Origin of the sequence: Streptomyces kanamyceticus, assembly GCF_008704495.1 — a bacterium.
GTDB lineage: Bacteria > Actinomycetota > Actinomycetes > Streptomycetales > Streptomycetaceae > Streptomyces > Streptomyces kanamyceticus.
The window spans coordinates 5,342,423-5,366,860 of the sequence record NZ_CP023699.1 but is presented as its reverse complement, the minus strand read 5'-3'; the positions used below and the strand labels follow the sequence as shown (position 1 = coordinate 5,366,860).

The 24,438-nt window shown below is 69.0% G+C and carries 11 protein-coding genes and 3 rRNA genes; 6 read left to right on the top strand and 8 right to left on the bottom strand.

Annotated elements, in window-relative coordinates; all coding sequences use genetic code 11:
• Nucleotides 1–42: 42 nt before the first annotated feature.
• Nucleotides 43–1,365, top strand: coding sequence for a sensor histidine kinase (locus CP970_RS22895; protein WP_150494839.1), 1,323 nt, complete (start codon nucleotides 43–45; stop codon nucleotides 1,363–1,365).
• Entirely contained in the window at nucleotides 1,362–2,030 is a 669-nt protein-coding gene (locus tag CP970_RS22890) for a response regulator (RefSeq protein ID WP_150493801.1), read from the top strand. Before CP970_RS22895 ends, CP970_RS22890 begins: the two co-directional genes overlap by 4 nt.
• Nucleotides 2,031–2,088: 58 nt before the next feature.
• Here the strand turns inward: CP970_RS22890 and rrf are convergent.
• The 4 genes from rrf to CP970_RS22865 form a co-directional block, all read right to left on the bottom strand.
• A 5S ribosomal RNA gene (rrf, locus tag CP970_RS22885) occupies nucleotides 2,089–2,205 on the bottom strand.
• 87 nt (nucleotides 2,206–2,292) lie between these two features.
• A 23S ribosomal RNA gene (locus CP970_RS22880) occupies nucleotides 2,293–5,417 on the bottom strand.
• A 302-nt stretch (nucleotides 5,418–5,719) separates the two neighbouring features.
• Nucleotides 5,720–7,245, bottom strand: a 16S ribosomal RNA gene (locus tag CP970_RS22875).
• The 16S, 23S and 5S rRNA genes sit together here, the layout of an rRNA operon.
• 701 nt (nucleotides 7,246–7,946) lie before the next feature.
• Nucleotides 7,947–8,495, bottom strand: a complete 549-nt coding sequence (locus CP970_RS22865) for a MarR family winged helix-turn-helix transcriptional regulator (protein WP_055555866.1) — start codon at nucleotides 8,493–8,495, stop codon at nucleotides 7,947–7,949.
• 122 nt (nucleotides 8,496–8,617) lie between these two features.
• On the opposite strand from CP970_RS22865, the gene CP970_RS22860 reads away from it, so the two are divergent.
• Nucleotides 8,618–9,886 carry an MDR family MFS transporter gene (locus tag CP970_RS22860; protein WP_055555868.1) on the top strand — a complete coding sequence of 423 codons (1,269 nt, stop codon included), beginning with the start codon at nucleotides 8,618–8,620 and terminating at the stop codon, nucleotides 9,884–9,886.
• A gap of 54 nt (nucleotides 9,887–9,940) precedes the next feature.
• Here CP970_RS22860 and CP970_RS22855 read toward each other — a convergent pair whose 3' ends face one another.
• Both CP970_RS22855 and CP970_RS22850 read right to left on the bottom strand, forming a co-directional pair.
• Nucleotides 9,941–11,614, bottom strand: a complete 1,674-nt coding sequence (locus tag CP970_RS22855) for an ATP-binding SpoIIE family protein phosphatase (protein WP_055555870.1) — start codon at nucleotides 11,612–11,614, stop codon at nucleotides 9,941–9,943.
• A 166-nt stretch (nucleotides 11,615–11,780) separates the two neighbouring features.
• Entirely contained in the window at nucleotides 11,781–13,169 is a 1,389-nt protein-coding gene (locus CP970_RS22850; protein ID WP_055555872.1) for an NAD(P)/FAD-dependent oxidoreductase, read from the bottom strand.
• 373 nt (nucleotides 13,170–13,542) lie between these two features.
• On the opposite strand from CP970_RS22850, the gene CP970_RS22845 reads away from it, so the two are divergent.
• Together CP970_RS22845 and CP970_RS22840 are read left to right on the top strand one after the other, a co-directional pair.
• Nucleotides 13,543–14,319 (top strand): TetR/AcrR family transcriptional regulator, encoded by a 777-nt coding sequence (locus tag CP970_RS22845; protein WP_055555874.1) that lies wholly within the window; start codon nucleotides 13,543–13,545, stop codon nucleotides 14,317–14,319.
• 220 nt (nucleotides 14,320–14,539) lie between these two features.
• Complete coding sequence (locus CP970_RS22840) at nucleotides 14,540–16,555, top strand: sigma-70 family RNA polymerase sigma factor (protein ID WP_150493799.1); 2,016 nt, start codon at nucleotides 14,540–14,542, stop codon at nucleotides 16,553–16,555.
• A gap of 4 nt (nucleotides 16,556–16,559) precedes the next feature.
• On the opposite strand, the gene CP970_RS22835 is transcribed toward CP970_RS22840, so the two are convergent.
• Nucleotides 16,560–19,829, bottom strand: a complete 3,270-nt coding sequence (locus tag CP970_RS22835) for an AfsR/SARP family transcriptional regulator (RefSeq protein WP_150493797.1) — start codon at nucleotides 19,827–19,829, stop codon at nucleotides 16,560–16,562.
• Between the two features lie 279 nt (nucleotides 19,830–20,108).
• Nucleotides 20,109–22,196, bottom strand: coding sequence for an asparagine synthase-related protein (locus CP970_RS22830; RefSeq protein WP_055548956.1), 2,088 nt, complete (start codon nucleotides 22,194–22,196; stop codon nucleotides 20,109–20,111).
• A 776-nt stretch (nucleotides 22,197–22,972) separates the two neighbouring features.
• Here CP970_RS22830 and CP970_RS22825 point away from each other — a divergent pair.
• Nucleotides 22,973–24,409 carry a hypothetical protein gene (locus CP970_RS22825; RefSeq protein ID WP_055548954.1) on the top strand — a complete coding sequence of 479 codons (1,437 nt, stop codon included), beginning with the start codon at nucleotides 22,973–22,975 and terminating at the stop codon, nucleotides 24,407–24,409.
• Nucleotides 24,410–24,438: the final 29 nt, after the last annotated feature.

The window sequence follows — 24,438 nt, the reverse complement described above, 5'->3', positions numbered from 1 at the left end:
TACGGAGATCAGGCGGTGTACGAGGATGACGCAGTGACCGATATGCGGCCGACGTCGACGGTGGAGCCCCAGGGCAACGGGGACCGGGACCAAGGCAACGGGGACCGCGACCCGGACCGCCCCGGTCCCCAGCCCCTCGCCCCCTACGTCCAGCGCCTCGCCCAACGGGTGCGCGCCTTCGACCGGCGCCGCCCGCTGGTCTGGGACCTGCTGCTGACCGGCTTCTACGTGATCCTCGCCAGCACCGACTACACGAGCGACGGCTGGCGCACCGTCGCCCCCGACCCCGGCGTCCCCGAGCCGCTGGTCATCGCGATGAGCCTCGGCCTCTCCCTGCCGCTCCTCTGGCGACGCCGCCACCCCCTGGCGGTCCTCGCCTTCATGTCGGCCGTCGGCGTCGTCAACAGCGCGTCCGGCGCGATGCTGCAGGCCGCGCTGCTCCAACTGATCGTCCTGTTCGGCATCGCCCTGCGGCTCCCCCTGAAGACCCTGGGCACAGCGGGCGCCATGATGACGCTGCCGCTCGTCGTGGGCGCCGTCCGCTTCCCCGAGGACAGCTGGGACGCGCAGGTCATCCCCTACCTCTGGGCGTCGTCCCTCGTCGCGCTCTTCGGCATCGCGGTGCGCTCACGCCAGGACTACACGGGAGCCCTCGTCGAACGCGCCCAGCGCCTCGAAGTCGAACGCGACCAGCAGGCCCGGCTCGCCACGGCCGCCGAACGCACCCGCATCGCCCGCGAGATGCACGACATCATCGGCCACAACCTCTCGGTCATCACGGGCCTCGCGGACGGCGGTTCGTACGCGGCCGCCAAGTCCCCCGAACGTGCCGCCCAGGCCCTCCAAGCCATCGGCACCACCAGCCGACAGGCCCTCTCCGAACTGCGCCGCCTCCTCGACGTCCTGAGCGACGACGTCCCCGCCACCGCCGAACTCGCCCCGCAGCCCGCCCTGTCCGACCTGGACCAGCTCATCGATGGCGTACGCGCCGCGGGCCTCCCCGTACGCTCCACGGTGCGCGGCAACCCCGAACCCGTCCCCGCGGGCCGCCAACTCGCCGTCTACCGCGTGATCCAGGAAGCCCTCACCAACACCCTCAAGCACGGCGGCCCGGACGCCACGGCCACCGTCGACGTCGCCTACGCCCCGGACGGCGTGACCGTCGACGTCACGGACACCGGCGCCCCAGGCACCCGCGCGGAGGGCACGGGAAGCGGCCGCGGCCTGACCGGAATGCGCGAGCGAACTTCGTTGTACGACGGCACACTTGAGGCCGGCCCGCTCCCCCGCCCACCGGGCGGCTGGCGGGTCCACCTGCACCTCCCCCTCCCTTCCTCAATCCCGAAGGACAGCCAGACACCGTGACCACCGTGCTCATCGTCGACGACCAGCCCATGCAGCGCTTCGGCTTCCGCATGCTCCTGGAGAGCCAGGACGACATGACGGTCGCGGGCGAGGCGGGCAACGGCAGCGAGGCGGTCCGCATGACCGCCGAACTCCACCCGGACGTCGTCCTGATGGACATCCGCATGCCGGGCCTCGACGGCATCGAGGCCACCCGCCGCATCGTCGCGGCGGGCGACCGCACGCGCGTACTGATCCTCACGACGTTCGACCTCGACGAATACGCGTACGCGGGGCTGCGCGCCGGGGCGTCCGGCTTCCTCATCAAGGACGCGCTCCCCGAGGACCTCCTCTCCGGAATCCGCGCGGTCGCGTCGGGAGACGCGGTGGTGGCCCCGAGCCTGACCCGCCGACTCCTCGACGCGTACGGCGATCACCTGCCCACATCGGCCACCCCTGCCGATCCTTCCGAGGACCCGCGCATCGCGTCGCTCACGGATCGCGAACGGGAAATCCTGACGGTCATCGGCCAGGGCTGGACGAACACGGAGATCGCGGACCGGTTGTATCTCGCGGAATCCACGGTGAAGACGCACGTGGGCCGCATACTCGCGAAGACGGGGGCGCGGGACAGGGTGCAGGCGGTCATTCTGGCTTACGACACGAAGCTGGTGAGCCCGTCATAAGGGTCCGGAACGCAGAAAACCCCCGCACCGAATGGTGCGGGGGTTTTCTCTACAATGAGTTCGGCGGCGTCCTACTCTCCCACAGGGTCCCCCCTGCAGTACCATCGGCGCTATGAGGCTTAGCTTCCGGGTTCGGAATGTAACCGGGCGTTTCCCTCATGCTATGACCACCGAAACACTATGAAACTGTCAACCGCACCGCACGTGACCTTATGCGGGGTTGTTCGTGGTTTCAGAACCAACACAGTGGACGCGAGCAACTGAGGACAAGCCCTCGGCCTATTAGTACCAGTCACCTCCACCCGTTACCGGGCTTCCAGATCTGGCCTATCAACCCAGTCGTCTACTGGGAGCCTTAACCCCTCAAAGGGGGTGGGAATACTCATCTCGAAGCAGGCTTCCCGCTTAGATGCTTTCAGCGGTTATCCTTTCCGAACGTAGCCAACCAGCCATGCCCTTGGCAGGACAACTGGCACACCAGAGGTTCGTCCGTCCCGGTCCTCTCGTACTAGGGACAGCCCTTCTCAATATTCCTACGCGCACAGAGGATAGGGACCGAACTGTCTCACGACGTTCTAAACCCAGCTCGCGTACCGCTTTAATGGGCGAACAGCCCAACCCTTGGGACCGACTCCAGCCCCAGGATGCGACGAGCCGACATCGAGGTGCCAAACCATCCCGTCGATATGGACTCTTGGGGAAGATCAGCCTGTTATCCCCGGGGTACCTTTTATCCGTTGAGCGACGGCGCTTCCACAAGCCACCGCCGGATCACTAGTCCCGACTTTCGTCCCTGCTCGACCCGTCGGTCTCACAGTCAAGCTCCCTTGTGCACTTACACTCAACACCTGATTACCAACCAGGCTGAGGGAACCTTTGGGCGCCTCCGTTACTCTTTGGGAGGCAACCGCCCCAGTTAAACTACCCATCAGACACTGTCCCTGATCCGGATCACGGACCGAGGTTAGACATCCAGCACGACCAGAGTGGTATTTCAACGTTGACTCCACGAACACTGGCGTGCCCGCTTCAAAGTCTCCCACCTATCCTACACAAGCCGAACCGAACACCAATATCAAACTGTAGTAAAGGTCCCGGGGTCTTTCCGTCCTTCTGCGCGAAACGAGCATCTTTACTCGTAGTGCAATTTCACCGGGCCTATGGTTGAGACAGTCGAGAAGTCGTTACGCCATTCGTGCAGGTCGGAACTTACCCGACAAGGAATTTCGCTACCTTAGGATGGTTATAGTTACCACCGCCGTTTACTGGCGCTTAAGTTCTCAGCTTCGCACGCCCGAAAGCGCACTAACCGGTCCCCTTAACGTTCCAGCACCGGGCAGGCGTCAGTCCGTATACATCGCCTTACGGCTTCGCACGGACCTGTGTTTTTAGTAAACAGTCGCTTCTCGCTGGTCTCTGCGGCCACCCCCAGCTCAGACAGTAAATGTCATCACCGGTGATGGCCCCCCTTCTCCCGAAGTTACGGGGGCATTTTGCCGAGTTCCTTAACCATAGTTCACCCGAACGCCTCGGTATTCTCTACCTGACTACCTGAGTCGGTTTAGGGTACGGGCCGCCATGAAACTCGCTAGAGGCTTTTCTCGACAGCATAGGATCATCCACTTCACCACAATCGGCTCGGCATCAGGTCTCAGACTTCATGCAAGGCGGATTTGCCTACCTCACGTCCTACACCCTTACCCCGGGACAACCATCGCCCGGGCTGGACTACCTTCCTGCGTCACCCCATCACTCACCTACTACAAGTCTGGTCCGTCGGCTCCACCACTTCCCTCAACTCCGAAGAGATCGGGACGGCTTCACGGACTTAGCATCGCCTGATTCGATGTTTGACGCTTCACAGCGGGTACCGGAATATCAACCGGTTATCCATCGACTACGCCTGTCGGCCTCGCCTTAGGTCCCGACTTACCCTGGGCAGATCAGCTTGACCCAGGAACCCTTAGTCAATCGGCGCACACGTTTCTCACGTATGTATCGCTACTCATGCCTGCATTCTCACTCGTGAACCGTCCACCACTAGCTTCCGCTGCAGCTTCACCCGGCACACGACGCTCCCCTACCCATCCATACAGGCGTTGGCCCTATTGTATGAATGACACGACTTCGGCGGTACGCTTGAGCCCCGCTACATTGTCGGCGCGGAATCACTAGACCAGTGAGCTATTACGCACTCTTTCAAGGGTGGCTGCTTCTAAGCCAACCTCCTGGTTGTCTGTGCGACTCCACATCCTTTCCCACTTAGCGTACGCTTAGGGGCCTTAGTCGATGCTCTGGGCTGTTTCCCTCTCGACCATGGAGCTTATCCCCCACAGTCTCACTGCCGCGCTCTCACTTACCGGCATTCGGAGTTTGGCTAAGGTCAGTAACCCGGTAGGGCCCATCGCCTATCCAGTGCTCTACCTCCGGCAAGAAACACACGACGCTGCACCTAAATGCATTTCGGGGAGAACCAGCTATCACGGAGTTTGATTGGCCTTTCACCCCTAACCACAGGTCATCCCCCAGGTTTTCAACCCTGGTGGGTTCGGTCCTCCACGACCTCTTACAGCCGCTTCAACCTGCCCATGGCTAGATCACTCCGCTTCGGGTCTTGAGCGCGCTACTAAATCGCCCTATTCGGACTCGCTTTCGCTACGGCTTCCCCACACGGGTTAACCTCGCAACACACCGCAAACTCGCAGGCTCATTCTTCAAAAGGCACGCAGTCACGAGACACCAAGCAAGCTTGATGTCCGACGCTCCCACGGCTTGTAGGCACACGGTTTCAGGTACTATTTCACTCCGCTCCCGCGGTACTTTTCACCATTCCCTCACGGTACTATCCGCTATCGGTCACCAGGGAATATTTAGGCTTAACGGGTGGTCCCGCCAGATTCACACGGGATTTCTCGGGCCCCGTGCTACTTGGGTGTCTCTCAAACGAGCCGCTGATGTTTCGACTACGGGGGTCTTACCCTCTACGCCGGACCTTTCGCATGTCCTTCGTCTACATCAACGGTTTCTGACTCGTCTCACAGCCGGCAGACTGCAAAAGAGAGATCCCACAACCCCGTATGCGCAACCCCTGCCGGGTATCACACGCATACGGTTTGGCCTCATCCGGTTTCGCTCGCCACTACTCCCGGAATCACGGTTGTTTTCTCTTCCTGCGGGTACTGAGATGTTTCACTTCCCCGCGTTCCCTCCACACTGCCTATGTGTTCAGCAGCGGGTGACAGCCCATGACGACTGCCGGGTTTCCCCATTCGGAAACCCCCGGATCAAAGCCTGGTTGACGACTCCCCGGGGACTATCGTGGCCTCCCACGTCCTTCATCGGTTCCTGGTGCCAAGGCATCCACCGTGCGCCCTTAAAAACTTGGCCACAGATGCTCGCGTCCACTGTGCAGTTCTCAAACAACGACCAACCACCCATCACCCCGAACCAGCAGATTCGAGTGCACTGGGGTCGGCACTGAAGGCAGCCGAAAACCGGCCGTACCTTCAGATACCCAACAGCGTGCCCGACCCGATCACCTGACTTTCACGTTCCACGCCGAAGCAGTACTAGTGAAGCCAACCGATCGTGCCGAGTAGTCAACGTTCCACCCATGAGCAACCAGCATCAGACGTCCGCTGATGAACTGGCCTCTGACCAACCGGAGGTTGGTAAGAAGTGCTCCTTAGAAAGGAGGTGATCCAGCCGCACCTTCCGGTACGGCTACCTTGTTACGACTTCGTCCCAATCGCCAGTCCCACCTTCGACAGCTCCCTCCCACAAGGGGTTGGGCCACCGGCTTCGGGTGTTACCGACTTTCGTGACGTGACGGGCGGTGTGTACAAGGCCCGGGAACGTATTCACCGCAGCAATGCTGATCTGCGATTACTAGCAACTCCGACTTCATGGGGTCGAGTTGCAGACCCCAATCCGAACTGAGACAGGCTTTTTGAGATTCGCTCCGCCTCGCGGCTTCGCAGCTCATTGTACCTGCCATTGTAGCACGTGTGCAGCCCAAGACATAAGGGGCATGATGACTTGACGTCGTCCCCACCTTCCTCCGAGTTGACCCCGGCAGTCTCCTGTGAGTCCCCATCACCCCGAAGGGCATGCTGGCAACACAGAACAAGGGTTGCGCTCGTTGCGGGACTTAACCCAACATCTCACGACACGAGCTGACGACAGCCATGCACCACCTGTATACCGACCACAAGGGGGGCACCATCTCTGATGCTTTCCGGTATATGTCAAGCCTTGGTAAGGTTCTTCGCGTTGCGTCGAATTAAGCCACATGCTCCGCTGCTTGTGCGGGCCCCCGTCAATTCCTTTGAGTTTTAGCCTTGCGGCCGTACTCCCCAGGCGGGGAACTTAATGCGTTAGCTGCGGCACCGACGACGTGGAATGTCGCCAACACCTAGTTCCCACCGTTTACGGCGTGGACTACCAGGGTATCTAATCCTGTTCGCTCCCCACGCTTTCGCTCCTCAGCGTCAGTAATGGCCCAGAGATCCGCCTTCGCCACCGGTGTTCCTCCTGATATCTGCGCATTTCACCGCTACACCAGGAATTCCGATCTCCCCTACCACACTCTAGCCTGCCCGTATCGACTGCAGACCCGGGGTTAAGCCCCGGGCTTTCACAACCGACGTGACAAGCCGCCTACGAGCTCTTTACGCCCAATAATTCCGGACAACGCTTGCGCCCTACGTATTACCGCGGCTGCTGGCACGTAGTTAGCCGGCGCTTCTTCTGCAGGTACCGTCACTTTCGCTTCTTCCCTGCTGAAAGAGGTTTACAACCCGAAGGCCGTCATCCCTCACGCGGCGTCGCTGCATCAGGCTTTCGCCCATTGTGCAATATTCCCCACTGCTGCCTCCCGTAGGAGTCTGGGCCGTGTCTCAGTCCCAGTGTGGCCGGTCGCCCTCTCAGGCCGGCTACCCGTCGTCGCCTTGGTGAGCTTCTACCTCACCAACAAGCTGATAGGCCGCGGGCTCATCCTTCACCGCCGGAGCTTTCAACCCTCTCCCATGCGAGAGAAGGTATTATCCGGTATTAGACCCCGTTTCCAGGGCTTGTCCCAGAGTGAAGGGCAGATTGCCCACGTGTTACTCACCCGTTCGCCACTAATCCACCCCGAAGGGCTTCATCGTTCGACTTGCATGTGTTAAGCACGCCGCCAGCGTTCGTCCTGAGCCAGGATCAAACTCTCCGTGAATGTGTACCGGTAATCCGGTGCGACACACACGAGAGCGGAACCAAGGAGAGGAATAATCTCCCGGTTCACAGCGTCCTCGCTGTGCTGCCTGCACGACCGAGGCCGTACAGGACTTTTTCAAAGGAACCTCAACTCACCGAAGTGAGTCGGGGTATCAACATATCTGGCGTTGACTTTTGGCACGCTGTTGAGTTCTCAAGGAACGGACGCTTCCTTTGTACTCACCCTCTCGGGCTTTCCTCCGGGCGCTTCCCTTCGGTGTTTCTTTTGTTCTTGCGTTTCCGACTCTATCAGACTCTTTCGTGTCCGACTTCCTCGGTGCCTTTCCGGTTCCCGCTCCGGCCTTTCGGCTTTCGCGTTTCCCTTTCCGGCGGTTCCGACTCTATCAGATCCTTTCGGGCCTGACTCCCAGTCGAAGTGGGGTTGTCTTTGCGGCTGTTGGGCCGTTCCGACGTCTCAAACTCTAGCGGGTTTTCCCGGCGACTCATAATCGAGCCTTGGAATTGAATTCGGGCATGCCGAATGCGTTCCGTTGGGAGGTTGTGCAGAGTTTGGTTTGCCGCTCAACAGCGGCGGGATGTGCTGTCGCAGAACCGTTACGGCTCTGTGGCAACCCGAAGAACCTTACGGATCGGGCAGGTGGCTGTCAACCTTCGCAGGTGGACGGTTTCGCGGCCGGTCGTGGACCGGCCGCGGGCCCTTCAGTCCAGGTCGGTGAGGCGGCCGCCGGCGTCCGGCTGCGCGTCCTCGACCCGGCGTAGAAGACGGGTCAGCACTTCGCCCAGGACGCCGCGCTCCGCCTGGGACAGGTCCTGGAGGAGGTCCTCCTCGAAGACCGTGGCGAGGCGCATCGCCTCCAGCCACTTCTCGCGGCCCTCCGCCGTCAGCTCGACGATCACGCGGACGCGGTTGGACTCGTCGCGGTCCCTGGTGACCAGCCCCTCCCCGACCATGCGGTCGATGCGGTGGGTCATGGCCGCCGGGGTGAGGCCGAGGCGCTTGGCCAGGTCCCCGGGTCCCATTTGGTACGGGGCCCCGGAGAGGACCAAGGCCTTGAGGACCTCCCACTCGGCGTTGCTGATGCCGAGCGTCGCCGTCTGGCGGCCGTAGGCGACGTTCATGCGGCGGTTCAGCCGGCCGAGGGCCGAGACGATCTCCTCGACCTGGGGGTCGAGGTCCTGGAACTCCCGTTGGTACGCGGCGATCTGCTCTTCAAGTGTCGGCTCACTCGGGCCGGGGGTGTCACCCATGGGCCGAGTATGGCACGCCCCTACTTGGCATTGAAGTCCTTCGGTGTGTATTGTTTAGATCCTAACTTTAGCTTCGAAGTCTTCACGTCTAACTCCTAAGGCAGGTGAAAGTGACCAGGGCGATGGGCGCACAGATGCGCCGGATCCACGTGGGCAACGCACTGAGTGCGTTCGGTCTCGGCTTTACCGTCCCCTTCCTGTACGTCTACGTGGCGCAGGTGCGGGATCTGGGTGCGGTGACGGCGGGTCTTGTGCTCGCCGCCTTCGCCGTGGCCGCGCTGATCGTGCTGCCGTTCTCCGGTCGGGCCATCGACCGACGGGGGCCGCTGCCCGTACTGATCGCCGCGCTGTTCACCGCCGCCGTGGGTGCCATGAGCCTCGGGCTCTCCAGCAGCCCCGAGCTCGTCCTCGTCTCGGCCGGTCTGCTCGGAGCCGGGCAGGCCGTGATGCAGCCCGCGCTCGCCACGATGATCGTGGAGTGCTCCACTCCGGACACCCGTACGCGCGCGTTCGCCACTCAGTTCTTCCTGCAGAACCTGGGCCTCGGCGTCGGCGGCCTCATCGGCGGCCAGATCGTGAAGCACGAGCGGCCCGGCGACTTCACGCTGCTCTTCGCCATCGAGACGGTCATCTTCCTGGTCCTCATCGCCGTGATGCTGACCGCGCGCATCCCCCGGTCCGCGCGGATCGCCGATGCCACCCCGCAGGCGCGGGGCAGCTTGAAGGACGTCTTCCGCAACCGCGCCATGGTGCAGCTGTGCGTCCTGGGCTTCGTGGTCTTCTTCGCCTGCTACGGACAGTTCGAGTCGGGCCTCTCGGCGTACGGCGTGGAGGCCGCGGGCATCTCGCCCTCGACGCTCGGCATCGCCCTCGCCGCGAACACCGGCGCCATCGTGATCGCGCAGTTCGCGGTCCTGCGGTTCGTCGAGCGGCGCAAGCGCTCCCGGGTCATCGCGTCCGTGGGGCTCATCTGGGCCGTGGCGTGGATCGCCGCCGGTTACGCGGGGATGGGGCACGGCAGCCAGGCCATGGCCACCGCCGCGTTCATCTCGACGTACGCCCTGTTCGGCCTCGGCGAGACGATGCTCGCGCCGACCGTCGCCCCGCTGGTCGCCGATCTGGCTCCGGAGTCGATGGTCGGGCGCTACAACTCGGCCTTCGCCCTGGTCAAGCAGCTGGCCCTCGCGGTGGGACCGGCCGTGGGCGGGCCGATGGGTGCCACGCTGCACGCGCCGTACATCGTGATGTTCCTGCTGTTCTCGCTGGGCATCACCGTGCTCGCGCTGCGGCTCGGGCGGCAGCTGACGCCCGCGCAGAACCACCCGTACAAGGAGCGCAGCCGGGTCGTCGCGCAGAGCGCCCCGACCGAGTCGGTCGCCGCGAGTTCCTGAGCGTCCTGTCCCGAAGAAGCACCTCTCCGTAGGCCCCGGTTCTCGAACCGGGGCCTACGCGCGTGGGAGGGCGAATTCGCACCAGACGGCCTTGCCGCCGCCCGGTGTGCGGCGCGAGCCCCAGCTGGAGGCGATCGTGGCGACGATGGCGATGCCGCGGCCCGCCTCGTCGGCCGGTTCGGCGCGGCGGCGGCGCGGCAGGTGGTCGTCGCCGTCGGTGACCTCGATGATCAGGCGGCGGTCGGTGCGGCGCAGGCGAAGGCGCATCGGCGGGGTGCCGTGCTGGAGGGAGTTGGCGACCAGTTCGCTGGCCGCAAGGACGCCCAGGTCGTGCAGCTCCGGGGAGAAGCGCCAGCTGGCGAGGACGCCCGTGGCGAAGGCACGCGCGCGTGGCGCCGCTTCCACGCCGCCGAGCAGCTCCAGGGCGGCGTTCCGGAAGAGTTCGGCGTCCGAGCCGGTGCGGGCCGGGTGCTGGAGGACCAGGACGGCGACGTCGTCGTCGTGGTCGGCCGTCACTCCCAGGGCGCGGATCAGCCGGTCGCACACCACCTGGGGCGTGCCGGTCGCACCGGCGAGGGCGCGCTCCAGGGAGGCCACTCCTTCGTCGATGTCCTCGCTGCGCCGCTCCACCAGACCGTCCGTGTAGAGGACGGCGGTCGAGCCGGGGCTGAGCGGCACGGACCCCGACGTGTGCATCCAGCCGCCGGTGCCGAGCGGGGGGCCCGTCGGCTCTTCGGCGCGGTGGATCACGCCGTTCTCGTCGCGCACGAGGATCGGCAGGTGCCCCGCGGAGGCGTAGACGAGGCTTCCTTCGTTCGGGTCGTGCACCGCGTAGACACAGGTGGCGATCTGGCTCGCGTCGATCTCGGCGGCGAGGCCGTCCAGGAGCTGGAGGACCTCGTGCGGGGGCAGGTCGAGGCGGGCGTAGGCGCGCACGGCCGTGCGGAGCTGGCCCATGACGGCCGCCGCGCGCACGCCGCGGCCCATCACGTCACCGATGACGAGGGCGGTGCGGCCGCCGCCGAGGGTGATCACGTCGTACCAGTCGCCGCCGACCGCGGCCTCGGTGCCGCCCGGCTGGTACGTGGCGGCGATGCGCAGGTCGTCGGGCTGCTCCAGCTCCTGGGGCAGCAGCGACTTCTGGAGGGTGACGGCCGTCTCGCGCTGGGCGCGCTCGCTGGTGCGCAGGCGCTCGGCGGCCTCGGCGTGGTCGGTGACGTCGGCGGCGAACACCAGGACGCCGCCGCCCTCTTCGGGGCCCGCCGCCGAGCCGCCGAGCGGCACCGTCACGGGGGTGCACGTGAAGGTGTACGAACGGCCGCCGGACGTCCTGCGGGACTTGACGGTGCGCGGCTTGGAGCTGCGCAGGACCTGGTCGAGGAGCGGCAGCAGGCCCAGTTCGTCGAGCTCGGGCAGTGCGGCGCGCGCGGGCTCGCCCACGGGGCGGGGGCCGAAGGCCGCGACGTACGCGTCGTTGACGTACGCGATGCGGTGGTCGGCGCCGTGTACGAGGGCGACGAGGGCCGGGATGTGGTCGAGGACCTCGCGCACGGGCAGTTCGTCGATCTCGCCGACGGGCAGCGGATCCGGTCCGTCCGCGGGCCGCTCGGCGCGGGCCGCGGGGACGGAGCTCTCGCCCCGCTGTGCCGGGGAGGTGCCCTGTTCGGTCCGCGCTGCTGCGCGGCGCTGCGTTCCGGGGAGCCGGGCGCTCCAGCGCGTGAAGTTCACTGCGGTAGGCCTCGTGGTGTCGCTTCTGGATCGGAAACACAGCATGTCGAGGGGCGCACGGCCCCGGTGTCGGCCTGACGGCCCGCCCATGGTCACACGAACAGTCTGGCCGACCGGACTGACATCCATCAGACGCCGGTCCTGTGCGGGCAGTTCCTGACTCCGGTCAGGAGGACTCCTTCGGGCGCTTGCCCCCGGCCGCGAGTTCGAACTCCGCACGGGGGTGCTCGAGCGACCCCAGGGAGACGATCTCGCGTTTGAACAGGCCGGACAGGGTCCATTCGGCGAGCACACGGGACTTGCGGTTGATGGTCGGCACTCTGCTCAGGTGGTAGACGCGGTGCATGAACCAGGCAGGGTAGCCCTTCAGCTTGCGTCCGTAGACGTGCGCGACACCTTTGTGCAGTCCCAATGACGCCACGGAGCCGACGTATTTGTGGGTGTACTCCTGGAGCGGCCGCTCGCGCAGGGCCGCGGTGATGTTGTCGCCGAGGACCTTGGCCTGGCGTACCGCGTGCTGGGCGTTGGGCGCGCACTCCTTGCCGGGAGCGGTGACGTCGGGGACGGCGGCCGCGTCTCCCGCGCCCCACGCGTGCGTGGCGCCCTCGACGGTCAGCTGTGCGGTGCACTTGAGGCGGCCGCGTTCGTTCAGCGGCAGTCCGGACGCGGCCAGGACGGGGTGCGGTTTGACGCCCGCGGTCCACACGACGGTCCTGGTCGGGAAGCGCGCGCCGTCGCTGAGCACCGCGACCCGGTCCTCGCACGAGTCAAGGCGGGTCTCCAGGCGTACGTCGATATTGCGCCGTCGCAGTTCGCCCACGGTGTACTTGCCCATCTCCTCGCCGACCTCGGGCAGGATCCGGCCGGAGGCCTCGACGAGGATCCACTTCATGTCCTCGGCCTTGACGTTGTGGTAGTACCGCGCGGCGTAGCGCGCCATGTCCTCCAGCTCGCCGAGCGCCTCGACGCCCGCGTAGCCGCCGCCCACGAAGACGAAGGTCAGGGCGGCGTCGCGGATGGCGGGGTCGCGGGTCGACGAGGCGATGTCCATCTGCTCGATGACGTGGTTGCGCAGTCCGATGGCCTCTTCGACGGTCTTGAAGCCGATGGCGTACTCGGCCAGACCGGGGATGGGCAGGGTGCGCGCGATGGAGCCGGGCGCCATGACGATCTCGTCGTAGGTGATGTCGACAGGCCCCGTGCCCTCTTCGTCGGTGGCGAGCGTACTGAAGGACGCGGTGCGCTTGGCGTGGTCGACCGAGCGGATCTCGCCGATGACGATGCGGCACTTGTCCAGGACGCGGCGCAGCGGGACGACGACGTGGCGCGGCGAGATGGATCCCGCGGCCGCCTCGGGCAGGAACGGCTGGTACGTCATGTACGGATCGGGCGTGACCATGACGATCTCGACCTCACCCCGCTTGAGCTCCGGTTTCAGCTTCCGCTGAAGGCGCAGCGCGGTGTACATGCCGACGTAGCCGCCGCCGACGACGAGAACGCGCACAGGGTCCGGGGATGCGGGGGTCGTCCCCCGGGAGATCGCAGCCTTCACCATCCCATGACGCACCCGGCTCCCGAGTTTGTCCACAGCCCCGGCAATTTGTGTGACCGGAGGCGGCGCGTGGCGGGCGGTCGCGGGCCCGTCGCGGCTCGGGAAAGGTATGCAGGTCAGCGGGTGGAGAGGGGGTACGGGGGTGGGGTTCGATACGGCCTGAAAAGGTGCGTACTCCGATTGGGGGGAACCCTGTGCGGAACCCGCCTCTTCTGAATTGACTCTGGCTCAACTATGTTCGTGTGACGTCGGGGTGTCGGGGGATGCGCTCGTCGAGCCGAGAATCCGGGCTCGCGGAAGGGCTCGCTCCTCACACGCCGGTAGCCAATGGCGGGGAGTGTCTCCGGGGGGAGACGTCATTACCGGGGGAACGTGTATGCACATTCAGGAGACCCACTGGACTTCCGCTGCCGCATCGGCATCAGCCGTCGGCCCGAGCGGGAACGGACGTGACATGGGGGAAGGAGCGCGCACGACGCCACTGCGTGTCGACGCACAGCGCAATCTCGAACATGTACTTCGGGCGGCACGCGAGGTCTTCGGCGAGCTGGGTTACGGCGCGCCGATGGAAGACGTCGCACGTCGCGCGCGGGTCGGCGTCGGCACTGTCTACCGACGCTTCCCGAGCAAGGACGTGCTGGTCCGGCGCATAGCCGAGGAGGAGACCTCCCGGCTGACCGACCAGGCGCGTGCGGCGCTCGGGCAGGAGGACGAACCGTGGTCGGCGCTCTCGCGCTTCCTGCGGACGTCCGTGGCATCGGGTGCGGGCAGGCTGCTGCCGCCGCAGGTGCTGCGGGTGGGCGTCGAGGAGGGCGCCCCGCAGGAGGACGAGGCGCGGGTGCCGCAGCAGCGGCAGTCGGTCACGGACTCTCCCGAGCTGCGTCTGATCGAACAGCGCCAGGCGCCCGTCGAGGAGTCGACGATCGCGGCCATGAGTGACGACGCGGGGGCGGCGACGCTGCTCGACGTCGTCGGACGCCTCGTGGAGCGGGCCCGCGCCGCGGGCGAACTGCGTCCCGACGTGACGGTGTCGGACGTGCTCCTCGTGATAGCGACGGCGGCGCCCTCGCTGCCGGACGCGGCGCAGCAGGCGGCGGCCTCTTCGCGGCTGCTCGACATCCTGCTCGAAGGGCTGCGCTCGCGGCCCGCGTAGCCGGATCGGTTCGCCTGTCCGCTCGCTCCATGCGGTGGAGGCTCAACTCCAGTGATCGCAGCGACTGTTGAGCCTTCCCCGAATGGGTGAACGGTAGTGCTCGAATACGGGAAGTCGCCCCGGACGGGTGGTTGCCCGTCATCGCTGTCGGTCTGAGCGCGGCCGTGTGGCACTCTTTCCCGGTGGTCGGGTCTGAGTGTGCAACCGGGGGCGTTCCGCGATGAGTGTTGACGGTCGGGACGAGCCGTCCGCAGGTTTCGGCGAGGAGGCCCCCGCGGGAAGCGGCGGCACGGAGACCGGCGGGCTGCCCTCCCGGCAGGTGCCGAGCCAGGGCGGGCCGCCCGGCGACGGCGCGGCGCATCCGGCCGGTGCCGGTGCCCCCGCGGGTGCCGCGGACCCGGCGTCCGGGGCCGACCCGAGCGTGCCCTCGCAGCGTGAGGGCGGCGCGGGCGCGGTGCCGCCCGGCGGTGGTGAAACGCCACTTCCCGACGCCGACCTGATCGCGGGCATGCGCGCGGGCGACGACTCGGCGTACGAGGAGCTGTACCGCAGGCACGCCGAGGCCGTCCGGCGGTACGCCCGCACCTGCTGCCGTGACGCGCACACCGCCGACGACCTCACCGCCGAGGTCTTCGCCCGCATGCTGCAGGCGGTGCGCGGCGGCAGCGGGCCCGAGCACGCGGTGCGCGCCTATCTGCTCACCACGGTCAGGCGGGTGGCGGCGGGCTGGACGAAGTCGGCCAAGCGCGAGCAGCTCGTCGACGACTTCGCGGTGTTCGCCGCGCAGGCGGCCCGCGGCGCCGAGGTGTCCGACGACACTGCGTCCGTTGGCTCCTTCGGAGCGGGCCTCGACCTGGGCGCGGACGTCCGCGCGATGCACGAGGCCGAGCAGTCCATGGCCATGCAGGCGTTCCGGAGCCTGCCGGAGCGCTGGCAGGCCGTGCTGTGGCACACGGAGATCGAGGACGAGTCCCCGAGCGACGTCGCCACGCTCTTCGGCCTGGACGCGAACGGCACGCGGGTGCTCGCGAGCCGTGCCCGCGAGGGCCTCAAACAGGCCTATCTGCAGGCGCACGTGAGTGCCACGCTCACCGAGAGCGAGGAGTGCGCGCGCTACGCCGACCGGCTCGGCGCCTACGCCCGCGGCGGCCTGCGCACCCGTGCCGAGCGCGGCCTTCGCAAGCACTTGGAGGAGTGCGCCAAGTGCCGCCTCGCGGCGGGCCAGATCAAGGAAGTCGCCAGCGGCATCCCGGGGGTCGTGCCGATCGCGGTCATCGGCTGGTTCGGTGCCGCGGGGTACGCGAAGGTGGCCGCGCTCATCGGCGGCGGCACGGTGGCGGCCGGTGCCGGAGGGGCCGCGGGAGCGGCCGCCGCGAGCGGGTCCTCGTCCGGCGGCGCCGCGAGCGGTGGTGCCGCCGCGTCCGAGGGGCTCGGGGCTCCGGCGAAGGCGGGCATCGCGGCGAGTGTCGTCGTGGCGGCCGGGGTCGCCGCGGCGATCGCCCTGACCGGCGGTGGCGGCAAGCCCAAGGCGGACCCGCCGCCGAAGTCCAAGGAGCCCGCGGTCTCCGAGTCGATCGTGCCGCAGAAGCCGCCGTCCCCGGAGTCGAAGCCCAAGCCGCCCCCGCCGCCGCCCGCGCCCAAGCCGACCCCGAAGCCCACGCCCACCCCCACGCCGAAGCCGAAGCCTCCCGCGAAGGAGAAGCCCAAGCCGAAGCCGACGCCCCCGCCCAAGCCCAAGCCGACCCCGCCGAAGCCCACCCCTAAGCCGACGCCCACCCCGACACCGACCCCGACCCCGGCGCCGAAGGTCTACCAGTGGAACGAGCTGGGGTACGGCACGTTCGGTGACGGCACCAAGCCCGAGATGCGGCTCGGCGAGAGCAGCTGGGTGTGGCAGCGCTGGGGTCTTTCGATCGCCGACAAGCAGTACGGGCACGGGGTGACCGTGCACGGCGAGTCCTCCGTCACGATCGACCTGAACCGCAGCTGCTCGACGTACGACGCGCTCGTCGGTGTCGACGACATGACGATGGGGCTCGGCCAGGTGCGCTTCTCGGTGTACGCGGACGGGGCGCGGCTGTGGCAGTCGCCGCTGATGAAGGGCGGCGACCCCGCGGTGCCCGTGCAGGTGAACCTGACCGGGCGCAAGACGGTGCGGCTCGTCGTCGAGCCGCACACGCCCTTCGACTCGGTGGCGCTCGCGGACTGGGCGCAGTCCCGGCTGCGCTGCACCTGAGACGTCAGTCGGCGGTCGCGGTCGCCGACGCGATCAGTTCCGTGCAGACGCCCTCGGTCGTGAGCGTGGCGCCCGTGCCCGCCTCGGCCTCGTAGCGCCGGGCGCCGAGGGCGGCGCGGGCCAGCGTCTCGACCTGCTTCGCGTCGGCCGCGGCCCGCGCCGGGCGTCGGTAGCCCGCCCGCAGCCGGGTGGCGACGGCCAGCACGCGCACCGCGCGCACATGGTCGCCGATCTCGCTCAGGAGCCTGGCGGCGGTGTCCACCAGGGACGCCACGACCACCTCGGAGCACTGCGTGTCCACGGCCGCCCGCAGGGCCTCGACCAGGATCGGCAGGCCGTCGTCCGGTCCGTCGCTGAGGGCGACGACCTGGGCTTCGAGGCCGCTCAGGACCGCGGTGACCTGCGGTGGCGGGGAGCCGATCCCGGCCTCGTGGCGGGACTCCTCGCACAGCTCGCGGGCGAGCGTGGGGTCGCCCTCGTCCAGCGCCATCATCGCCCGCAGCATCCGTACGAAGGCGCGTGAGTCCGCCACTCCGTAGCGGTCGGCCTCCTCGGTCGCCTCGTCCAGCATCTTCGACGCCATGGCGGAGCTGCCCTCGTAGTAGGTGAGTTCGGCGAGCCTGGCCATCAGGAAGGACGTCTCCGCATAGGCGCCCACTTCGTAGGCGAGCCGCAGTGCGTCCTCGAAGGCGGCACGCGCCTCCTCGTAGTGACTGCGGGCCAACGCGGCCTCGCCCCTCGCGCTGCTGACCTGCGCGCGCAGCCAGCGGTCGCCCGCCCGGCGGCTCAGCGTCCTGAGCTCTTCGAGGTCCTCGTCGACACCCGAGAGGTTGCCCGGGGTGTCGACGGCCATGTGCGTACGGAACATCAGGACGACGCTGAGCTCCCAGTCGCCGCCGTACGTCCGGCAGTTGGCGATCGACCGGTCCAGGGCGGGCCGGGCGTCCTTGGGCAGGCCGCCGGTGAAGAAGATGGTGAACGGCCAGATCAGGCCGGGGAAGCGGGCGGACTCGGGGCCCTCCCTGTCGAAGGCGCGGCGCACCTGCGCCACGTACTCCATCCGCTCCGCGCCCTCGGCGAGGATCGATCCCGACATCCTGGACTCCTCCACCAGGAACAGGTGGAGGAGCCGCGCCTCCATCCACGGCCAGTAGAGCGGATCGTCCTCGGGCAGGGCGGTGACCTGCGGGGCGAGGCGCAGGAGGCGGGCCAGCCAGTCGGCGCCCTCCCTGCGGTAGTTGCGCAGCCACCAGAACCAGGCGGTGTTCAGGGCGAGTTGGATCGCCTCGCCCACGGCTTCGGCGTCGAGGCCGCGTTGGAGGGCCGCGCGGATGTTGTCGAGCTCGGTCTCCAGGCGCTGGATCCACGGCAGTTGCGCCGCGGACCTGAGCATGGCCTCGGCCCTGGCGACGAGCCCGCCGAAGTACGCGCGGTGGCGGGACTGGGCGGCGGCGAGCAGCTCGGGGGTCTCGGCCGCGCGCTCGCTCGCGTACTCGTGGATGGTCTCCAGCATGCGGTACCGCATGCCGCTGCCCGCGGCCTCGTCGGCGGGCGTGGCCACGATCAGGGACTTGTCGACGAGCGCGCCGATCAGGTCGGTGGCCGGGCCCGTGCAGACCTCGTCGGCGGCCTCCAGGTCCCAGCCGCCCGCGAAGACGGACACCTCGCGCAGGACCGTGCGCTCGGCCTCCCCGAGCAGGTCCCAGGACCAGTCGACGACGGCGCGCAGGGTCTGTTGGCGGGGCAGTACCGTGCGGGCGCCGCTGGTGAGCAGCCGGAAGCGGTCGTCGAGGCGGTCGGCGATCTGGCGCGGGGTGAGCATCCGCAGGCGGGCGGCGGCCAGTTCGATGGCGAGCGGAAGGCCGTCCAGACGGCGGCAGATCTCGGCGACGGCCTCGGCGTCCTGCGCGAGGTCGAATCCCGGCCGCACCACGGCGGCCCGCTCGGTGAACAGCCGGTGCGCCGGGTCGGGCGGGAGCGGCTCGACGGGGCGCACGGACTCGCCCGGTACGCCCAGGGGTTCGCGGCTGGTGGCGACGATGGTGAGGTCAGGGCAGCGGGTGAGGAGGGTCTCGGCCAGTTCGGCCGCCGCGCCGATCACGTGTTCGCAGTTGTCAAGGATCAGGAGCAGGCTGCGCGGGGCGCAGTACTCGACGAGCAGGGCGACCGGGTCGTCCTGCGCAGCGGTCAGCTCGCTGGTCATCAGCACGGTCTCGCGCAGACCGAGCGCGCTGACGACGGCGCCGGGCACCGCCTCGGGATGGTCGAGCGGGGCGAGCTCGGCCAGCCATGCCTTCGGATGCCCGGCGGCGGCTTCCTCGGCGAGACGGGTCTTGCCGGAACCGCCCGGTCCGGTGAGGGTGACGAGGCGGGCCCTGTGCATGTCGGAACGGATGGCGTCGAGTTCGGGTTCCCGCCCGACGAAAGACGTCAAGCGGGTGCGGATGTTCCCGTTCCGCGCGGGACGTTCGGGGCGCTCGGGCCTTTCGGAGCGCTCGGGGGGCTCGGGGCGGGCGGGCCGCTCGGGCCGTTCCGGTCGCCCCGCCCTCTCCGGCAGCCGCAGCAACTCCCCGTGCAGCGCTCGCAGTTCCGGACCCGGATCCGCGCCGAGCCCGTCGGCGAGTGTGCGGCGTGCCTCCTCGTAGGCGGCGAGTGCGTCGGCCCCGCGGCCGGCGTCGCGCAGGGCGCGGATCAGGAGGGCGTGCAGCGGCTCGTCGTACGGATGGACGGTGGTCAGTTCCCGCAACTCCGGTACGACGTCGGGGGCGTGCCCGAGCAGCAGGTCCGCCTCGATCCGCGTGCGGACGGCCTCGGTGCGCCGGGCCTCGGGACGGGTGGCGGCGGAGCGGTCGGGCAGGTCGGCGAGTGCGGGCCCGCGCCACAGGGCGAGGCCCGCACGGAGGAGACGGGCTGCGGTCTCCGGCTCCCCTCGGTCGAGCAGCGCCCCGCCCTCGCGCGCGAGGCGCTCGAAACGGTGCAGGTCGACGTCGTCGGGGTCGACGGCGAGCCGGTAGCCGCCGGGGTCCGACGCGACGGCGTCCCTGCCCAGGGCGCGGCGCAACCGGCCGACCAGGGCCTGGAGGGCGGCGGGGGCGTCGGCCGGCGGGTCCTCGGCGTCGGCCCAGACCTCGTCGATGAGGGCCTCCACGGCGATCGTGCGGTCGGCACGCAGCGCGAGGGCGGCCAGCAGGGCCCGCAGCCGCGGGCCGCCCACCGACAGGGGCGTGCCTTGTTCGTCATACGCCTCGGTGGCGCCCAGGATTCCGTACCGCACCGGCCCATTCTCCCTGGCGCGGCGCGTCGGGGCGCGGGGTTTGCCTTCTGCCGGGTGGCGCGGGGACCAGGGCCTGTCCGGCGGATCAGGGCGCGCTCGGGTGGCGACCACCGTCCGGTGCGGGCGAGCGGGGCCTGGTGCGTACGGCTGCAAGGCGGAGGAGGGCGGCAACGCAGTGGGGCCTCCCTTGCTCAACCGGAGCCGAGAGCTTGGGGGGGGAGCGCGTGCCACACCCCGCGACAGCGCCATGATCCGCCGGACAGGCCCTAGGTCTGCCCCCTAGCGCCCGGCCCCGAGGGCCCCCCGCTGCGGAACCACAGTCCCCGTAGGAACCGCCCGTTGCCGTGCTGGAGTCCCCGTCCAGCACGTTCCTCTTCGCGACAGCAGCCTGCGCAGCCACAGTTCCGTGGAGACGAGGTCGGCGAGGCCGTCCAGTGGGAGGGGCTCGCCCTCGGCCGCCGAGCGCAGCGCCTTGCGGACGACGCGGGCCTCGACCAGTCCCGCCTGGGCGAGCAGCGGGGTGTCGAAGAGGGCGATCAGGTCGTCCACCGCGACGCGCAGGCCGGTGCGGGCGGCGGCCGCGTTCGACGCGTGGGACGGCGCGCCCCAGCCGGGCGGCAGATCGGCGACTCCGGCGCCCTCGAGGACCGTGCGCAGGATCTCGGCGCGGGCTCCCGGCTGGACGCGCAGCGCCTCGGGGAGGGCGCGGCAGGCACGGACCACCTGGTTGTCCAGGAACGGCGCGTGCAGGCGCTGGAAGCGGACCTCGGCGGCCTGTTCCAGGATCCTGAGGTCCGCGGCGTGCCGGGCGAGGGCCGCCCGCGCGCGGAAGTCACCGGGGCGCTGGCCGGGGTTGCCGCCGGGCCGCATCCGGGTGTCCTGGAGGCGAACCGATACTTCAGCGAGGGCCTCCCCGGTCAGCCAGCGCGCGGCGGGGCCAGGTCTGGCCCATGCGAGGGCGGCGAGCGACGCCCCCACGGCTCCTCCCGGTTCGTCGAAGCGCCGCTGCAGAAGGCGGTCGGCGAGCGACTCGACGCCCGCGCGGTGCGGCATCCTGGCGAGCTTGCGGGCCGCGCCGTACACGCGCGCGGGGACCATCACCGAGCCGTCGGCCTTCGCCAACGCGGCCACGGGGCGCACCAGATGGCGGCGCTTGCGGTCCATCAGGAGGTCGGCGAGGCGGGCCGGGTGGGCGTCGAGCACCTGCCGGGCTCCGTAGCCCGTGAAGTGGTCCGCGCTGCCGGAGGAGAGCCGGGCGCGGTGGCGTTGGGCGGTCACCAGGGCGGCGCTCGGCTCGTCCGTCAGGGGGCCTTCCAGGTCGGCGTAGGGCAGGGCGTCCTCGCCCGCGGCGACCACCACGTGGTGCAGCCGGGGGTTGGCGGCGATGGCGCCCGCGCGTTCCAGTTCGGCCTCGCGGCCGTTGACGGCCAGGTCGTTGAAGGTGACGGCGAGGAGCCGCTCCCCCGCGCCCGTGCCGTGGCCCAGGACCGTGCCGGGCATGCCGGGCAGCCCGGCCGCAAGGAGGGCGAGGGTTCCAGAAGCGGGTCCTCCGGAGAGGTCGGCTCCGATGCCGGGCACGGGCATGCCGCGCGCCGCGCGCCGTTCCGCGGGGCCCATGCCGGGCACCGGGCCCGGGTCGACGTCCATGCCCGGCACGTGGCGCGGGGCGGTGAGCCGGGCGCGCACGGCCTCCACGAGGGCGTCGCGCACGCCGTCCACTGCGCTGTCGGCGTCGGTCGACGGCGCGGCGACGGCGAGCGAGGCGACGGCCTCGTATCCGGCGATCTCCCGTGCGCCCGCGCGCAGGATCAGTGCGTGCCCCGGGGGCACGCGCCGCACGCCCTGGTAGGGCGTGGAGTCGTGCAGCGCCTCGGGGACGTCGGGGGCGGCGAGCAGGGCCGCGAGGTGGCCGATGTCCAGGTGGGCCTCGATGAGGTCCGCCAGGGGCAGTGCGGCGGTCGCGTAGGCCGTGCCGTCCGCCCACGGGGTGTAGAACACGGGACGGGCGCCCGCGAGATCACCGGCGATCATCATGCGGCGGCCGACCTGGACGACCGCGGTGTAGCTGCCGGACCACGCGGTCAGGTGCCGCAGGGCGCCGCCGCGCGCGGCGAACAGGCCCACCCGGAGCTCCTCGTCGGACGCCCCGCAGGTGCCGAGCACCGCGATCCTGGTCTGTTCGTCGGCCGTCACGGTCCGCACCTCGTCGGCGCGCCAGTCGCCGACCGCCCAGAGCGGATCCGGGTCGCCCCACAGGAGTTGGGAGCCCACCGGGTGCACGGTCTCGCCGTTGTCTCCGGTGGCACCGGCCGAGCCCACCACCGAGGCCCTCGCGGCGGTACTGCTCCACCCCACCAACCACCGCATCGCTGCCTCCACAGGCTGTGGACGAACCGTCGACGGATCCGGCGAAGGTGCCGACGGAGCTCGGGACGACCAGTACGCCAAGGAACTGGGGTCCCATGCTGCCACGAAGGAGGCGTGCGGGAGGGGCTACGGGGCCGCTCGTGCGGCGGCGAATGCGCCCTGTATGGGCGTTAGTTGAAGGGCAGAACGATACCCTTCTCCTTGCTCTCCCCTGGCACATGGGCGAAATGCCCGCTTCTTTCGAGGGGCGGTTTTCGGCCAAATCGGCCTGTGATGCGCCCACGCAGGAACCGTTCGAAGGCAACACACAGTCCGGGAGGCGGTGTTCGCCTCCCGGACCGGTCCGCCGCCCGCGGGGATGGAGGCGGCGGTGTCCCCCAGCCCACTGACTCCAGCGCAGCGGGCCGACCCACGCATCGCCAATGGAAGCGCTCCCGCCATGGCCGGAGAAGAGCGCACGCACAGGCGCACGGCCACACGCCGGGAGCACGCAGTGACGACGCCGCACTTCCGTACGGACAACAATCTCGCCATACGGAACTGGGCCTCTTAACGCTTGGGATGCGGCGAACTACGCTGTGTGTGCTGATGTTTTCGCGGAGGCATATACCTGGAGGATCGGCCAAACGCTCTTGCGGCCGGGATTCCGGCCACGACGACCGGGGCTCACGTCACGGTGCGCGTGGCCGCGGGTGCCGCTGCCTTCGGGGGAACGCAGCACGAATGCCGCGCGGTCCAGCCACTGCCCGGCAGCCGTCTGTGTCGAGGGGTGGCGCATGTCCAGGGAGCAACGCGGGCCGAACGAAAAGCTCGGCACCGTTCTCGCCCTCGCGGGAATCAGCAATGCGGGACTCGCGCGCAGGGTCAACGACCTTGGCGCTCAACGCGGGTTGACGCTTCGTTACGACAAGACATCGGTGGCGCGCTGGGTGTCCAAGGGCATGGTGCCCCAGGGAGCCGCGCCCCATCTGATCGCGGCGGCCATCGGGCAGAAGCTCGGCCGCCCGGTGCCGCTGCACGAGATCGGTCTCGCGGACGCGGACCCCGCCCCCGAGGTGGGCCTCGCCTTCCCTCGTGACGTGGGAGCGGCGGTGAAGTCGGCGACCGAGCTCTACCGTCTCGATCTCGCGGGCCGCCGCGCGGGCAGCGGCGGCATCTGGCAGTCCCTCGCCGGTTCGTTCGCGGTGAGCGCCTACGCGACGCCCGCATCGCGCTGGCTGATAACTCCGGCCGACAGCTCGGTCGCCCGCGACGTCTCCAAGGACCCCGTGCCCGCCGACGACACCGGCGCGCCCCTGAAGGTCGGGCACAGCGACGTACTGAAGCTGCGAGAGGCCGCGGAGGACGCGCGGCGCTGGGACTCCAAGTACGGCGGCGGCGACTGGCGTTCGTCGATGGTCCCCGAGTGCCTGCGGGTCGAGGCGGCGCCGCTGCTGCTCGGGTCGTACTCCGACGAGGTCGGCCGCGCCCTGTTCGGGGCGTCCGCCGAGCTGACCCGCCTCGCCGGGTGGATGGCCTTCGACACGGGCCAGCAGGAAGCCGCCCAGCGCTACTACATCCAGGCGCTGCGGCTCGCGCGCGCGGCGGCGGACGTGCCCCTCGGGGGATACGTCCTCGCCTCCATGTCCCTCCAGGCCACCTACCGCGGCTTCGGCGACGAGGGGGTCGACCTCGCGCAGGCCGCGCTCGAACGCAACCGCGGCCTGGCCACCGCGCGGACCATGAGCTTCTTCCGGCTCGTCGAGGCACGGGCACACGCGCGTGCCAACGACGCACAGGCGGCGGGCGCCGCGCTGCGGGCCGCCGAGGGCTGGCTCGAGCGGGCCAGGGACGGCGACAACGACCCGTCCTGGCTCGGCTTCTACTCCTACGACCGCTTCGCGGCCGACGCCGCCGAGTGCTACCGCGACCTGAAGGCACCCCGTCAGGTGCGCCGCTTCACCGAGCAGGCGCTGTCCCGGCCCACGGAGGAGTTCGTGCGCTCCCACGGCTTGCGCCTGGTGGTGTCGGCGGTCGCCGAGCTGGAGTCAGGGAACCTCGACGCGGCGTGCGAGCAGGGGACGCGGGCCCTGGAGGTCGCCGGGCGGATCTCCTCCGCGCGGACCACGGAGTACGTACGGGACCTGCTGCACCGCTTGGAGCCCTACGGGGACGAGCCGCGCGTGGTGGAACTGCGCGAGCGGGCAAGGCCGTTGCTGATGGCTCCCGCCTGAGGGGCCGCCGCCGTGCCCGGGGAGCTCCC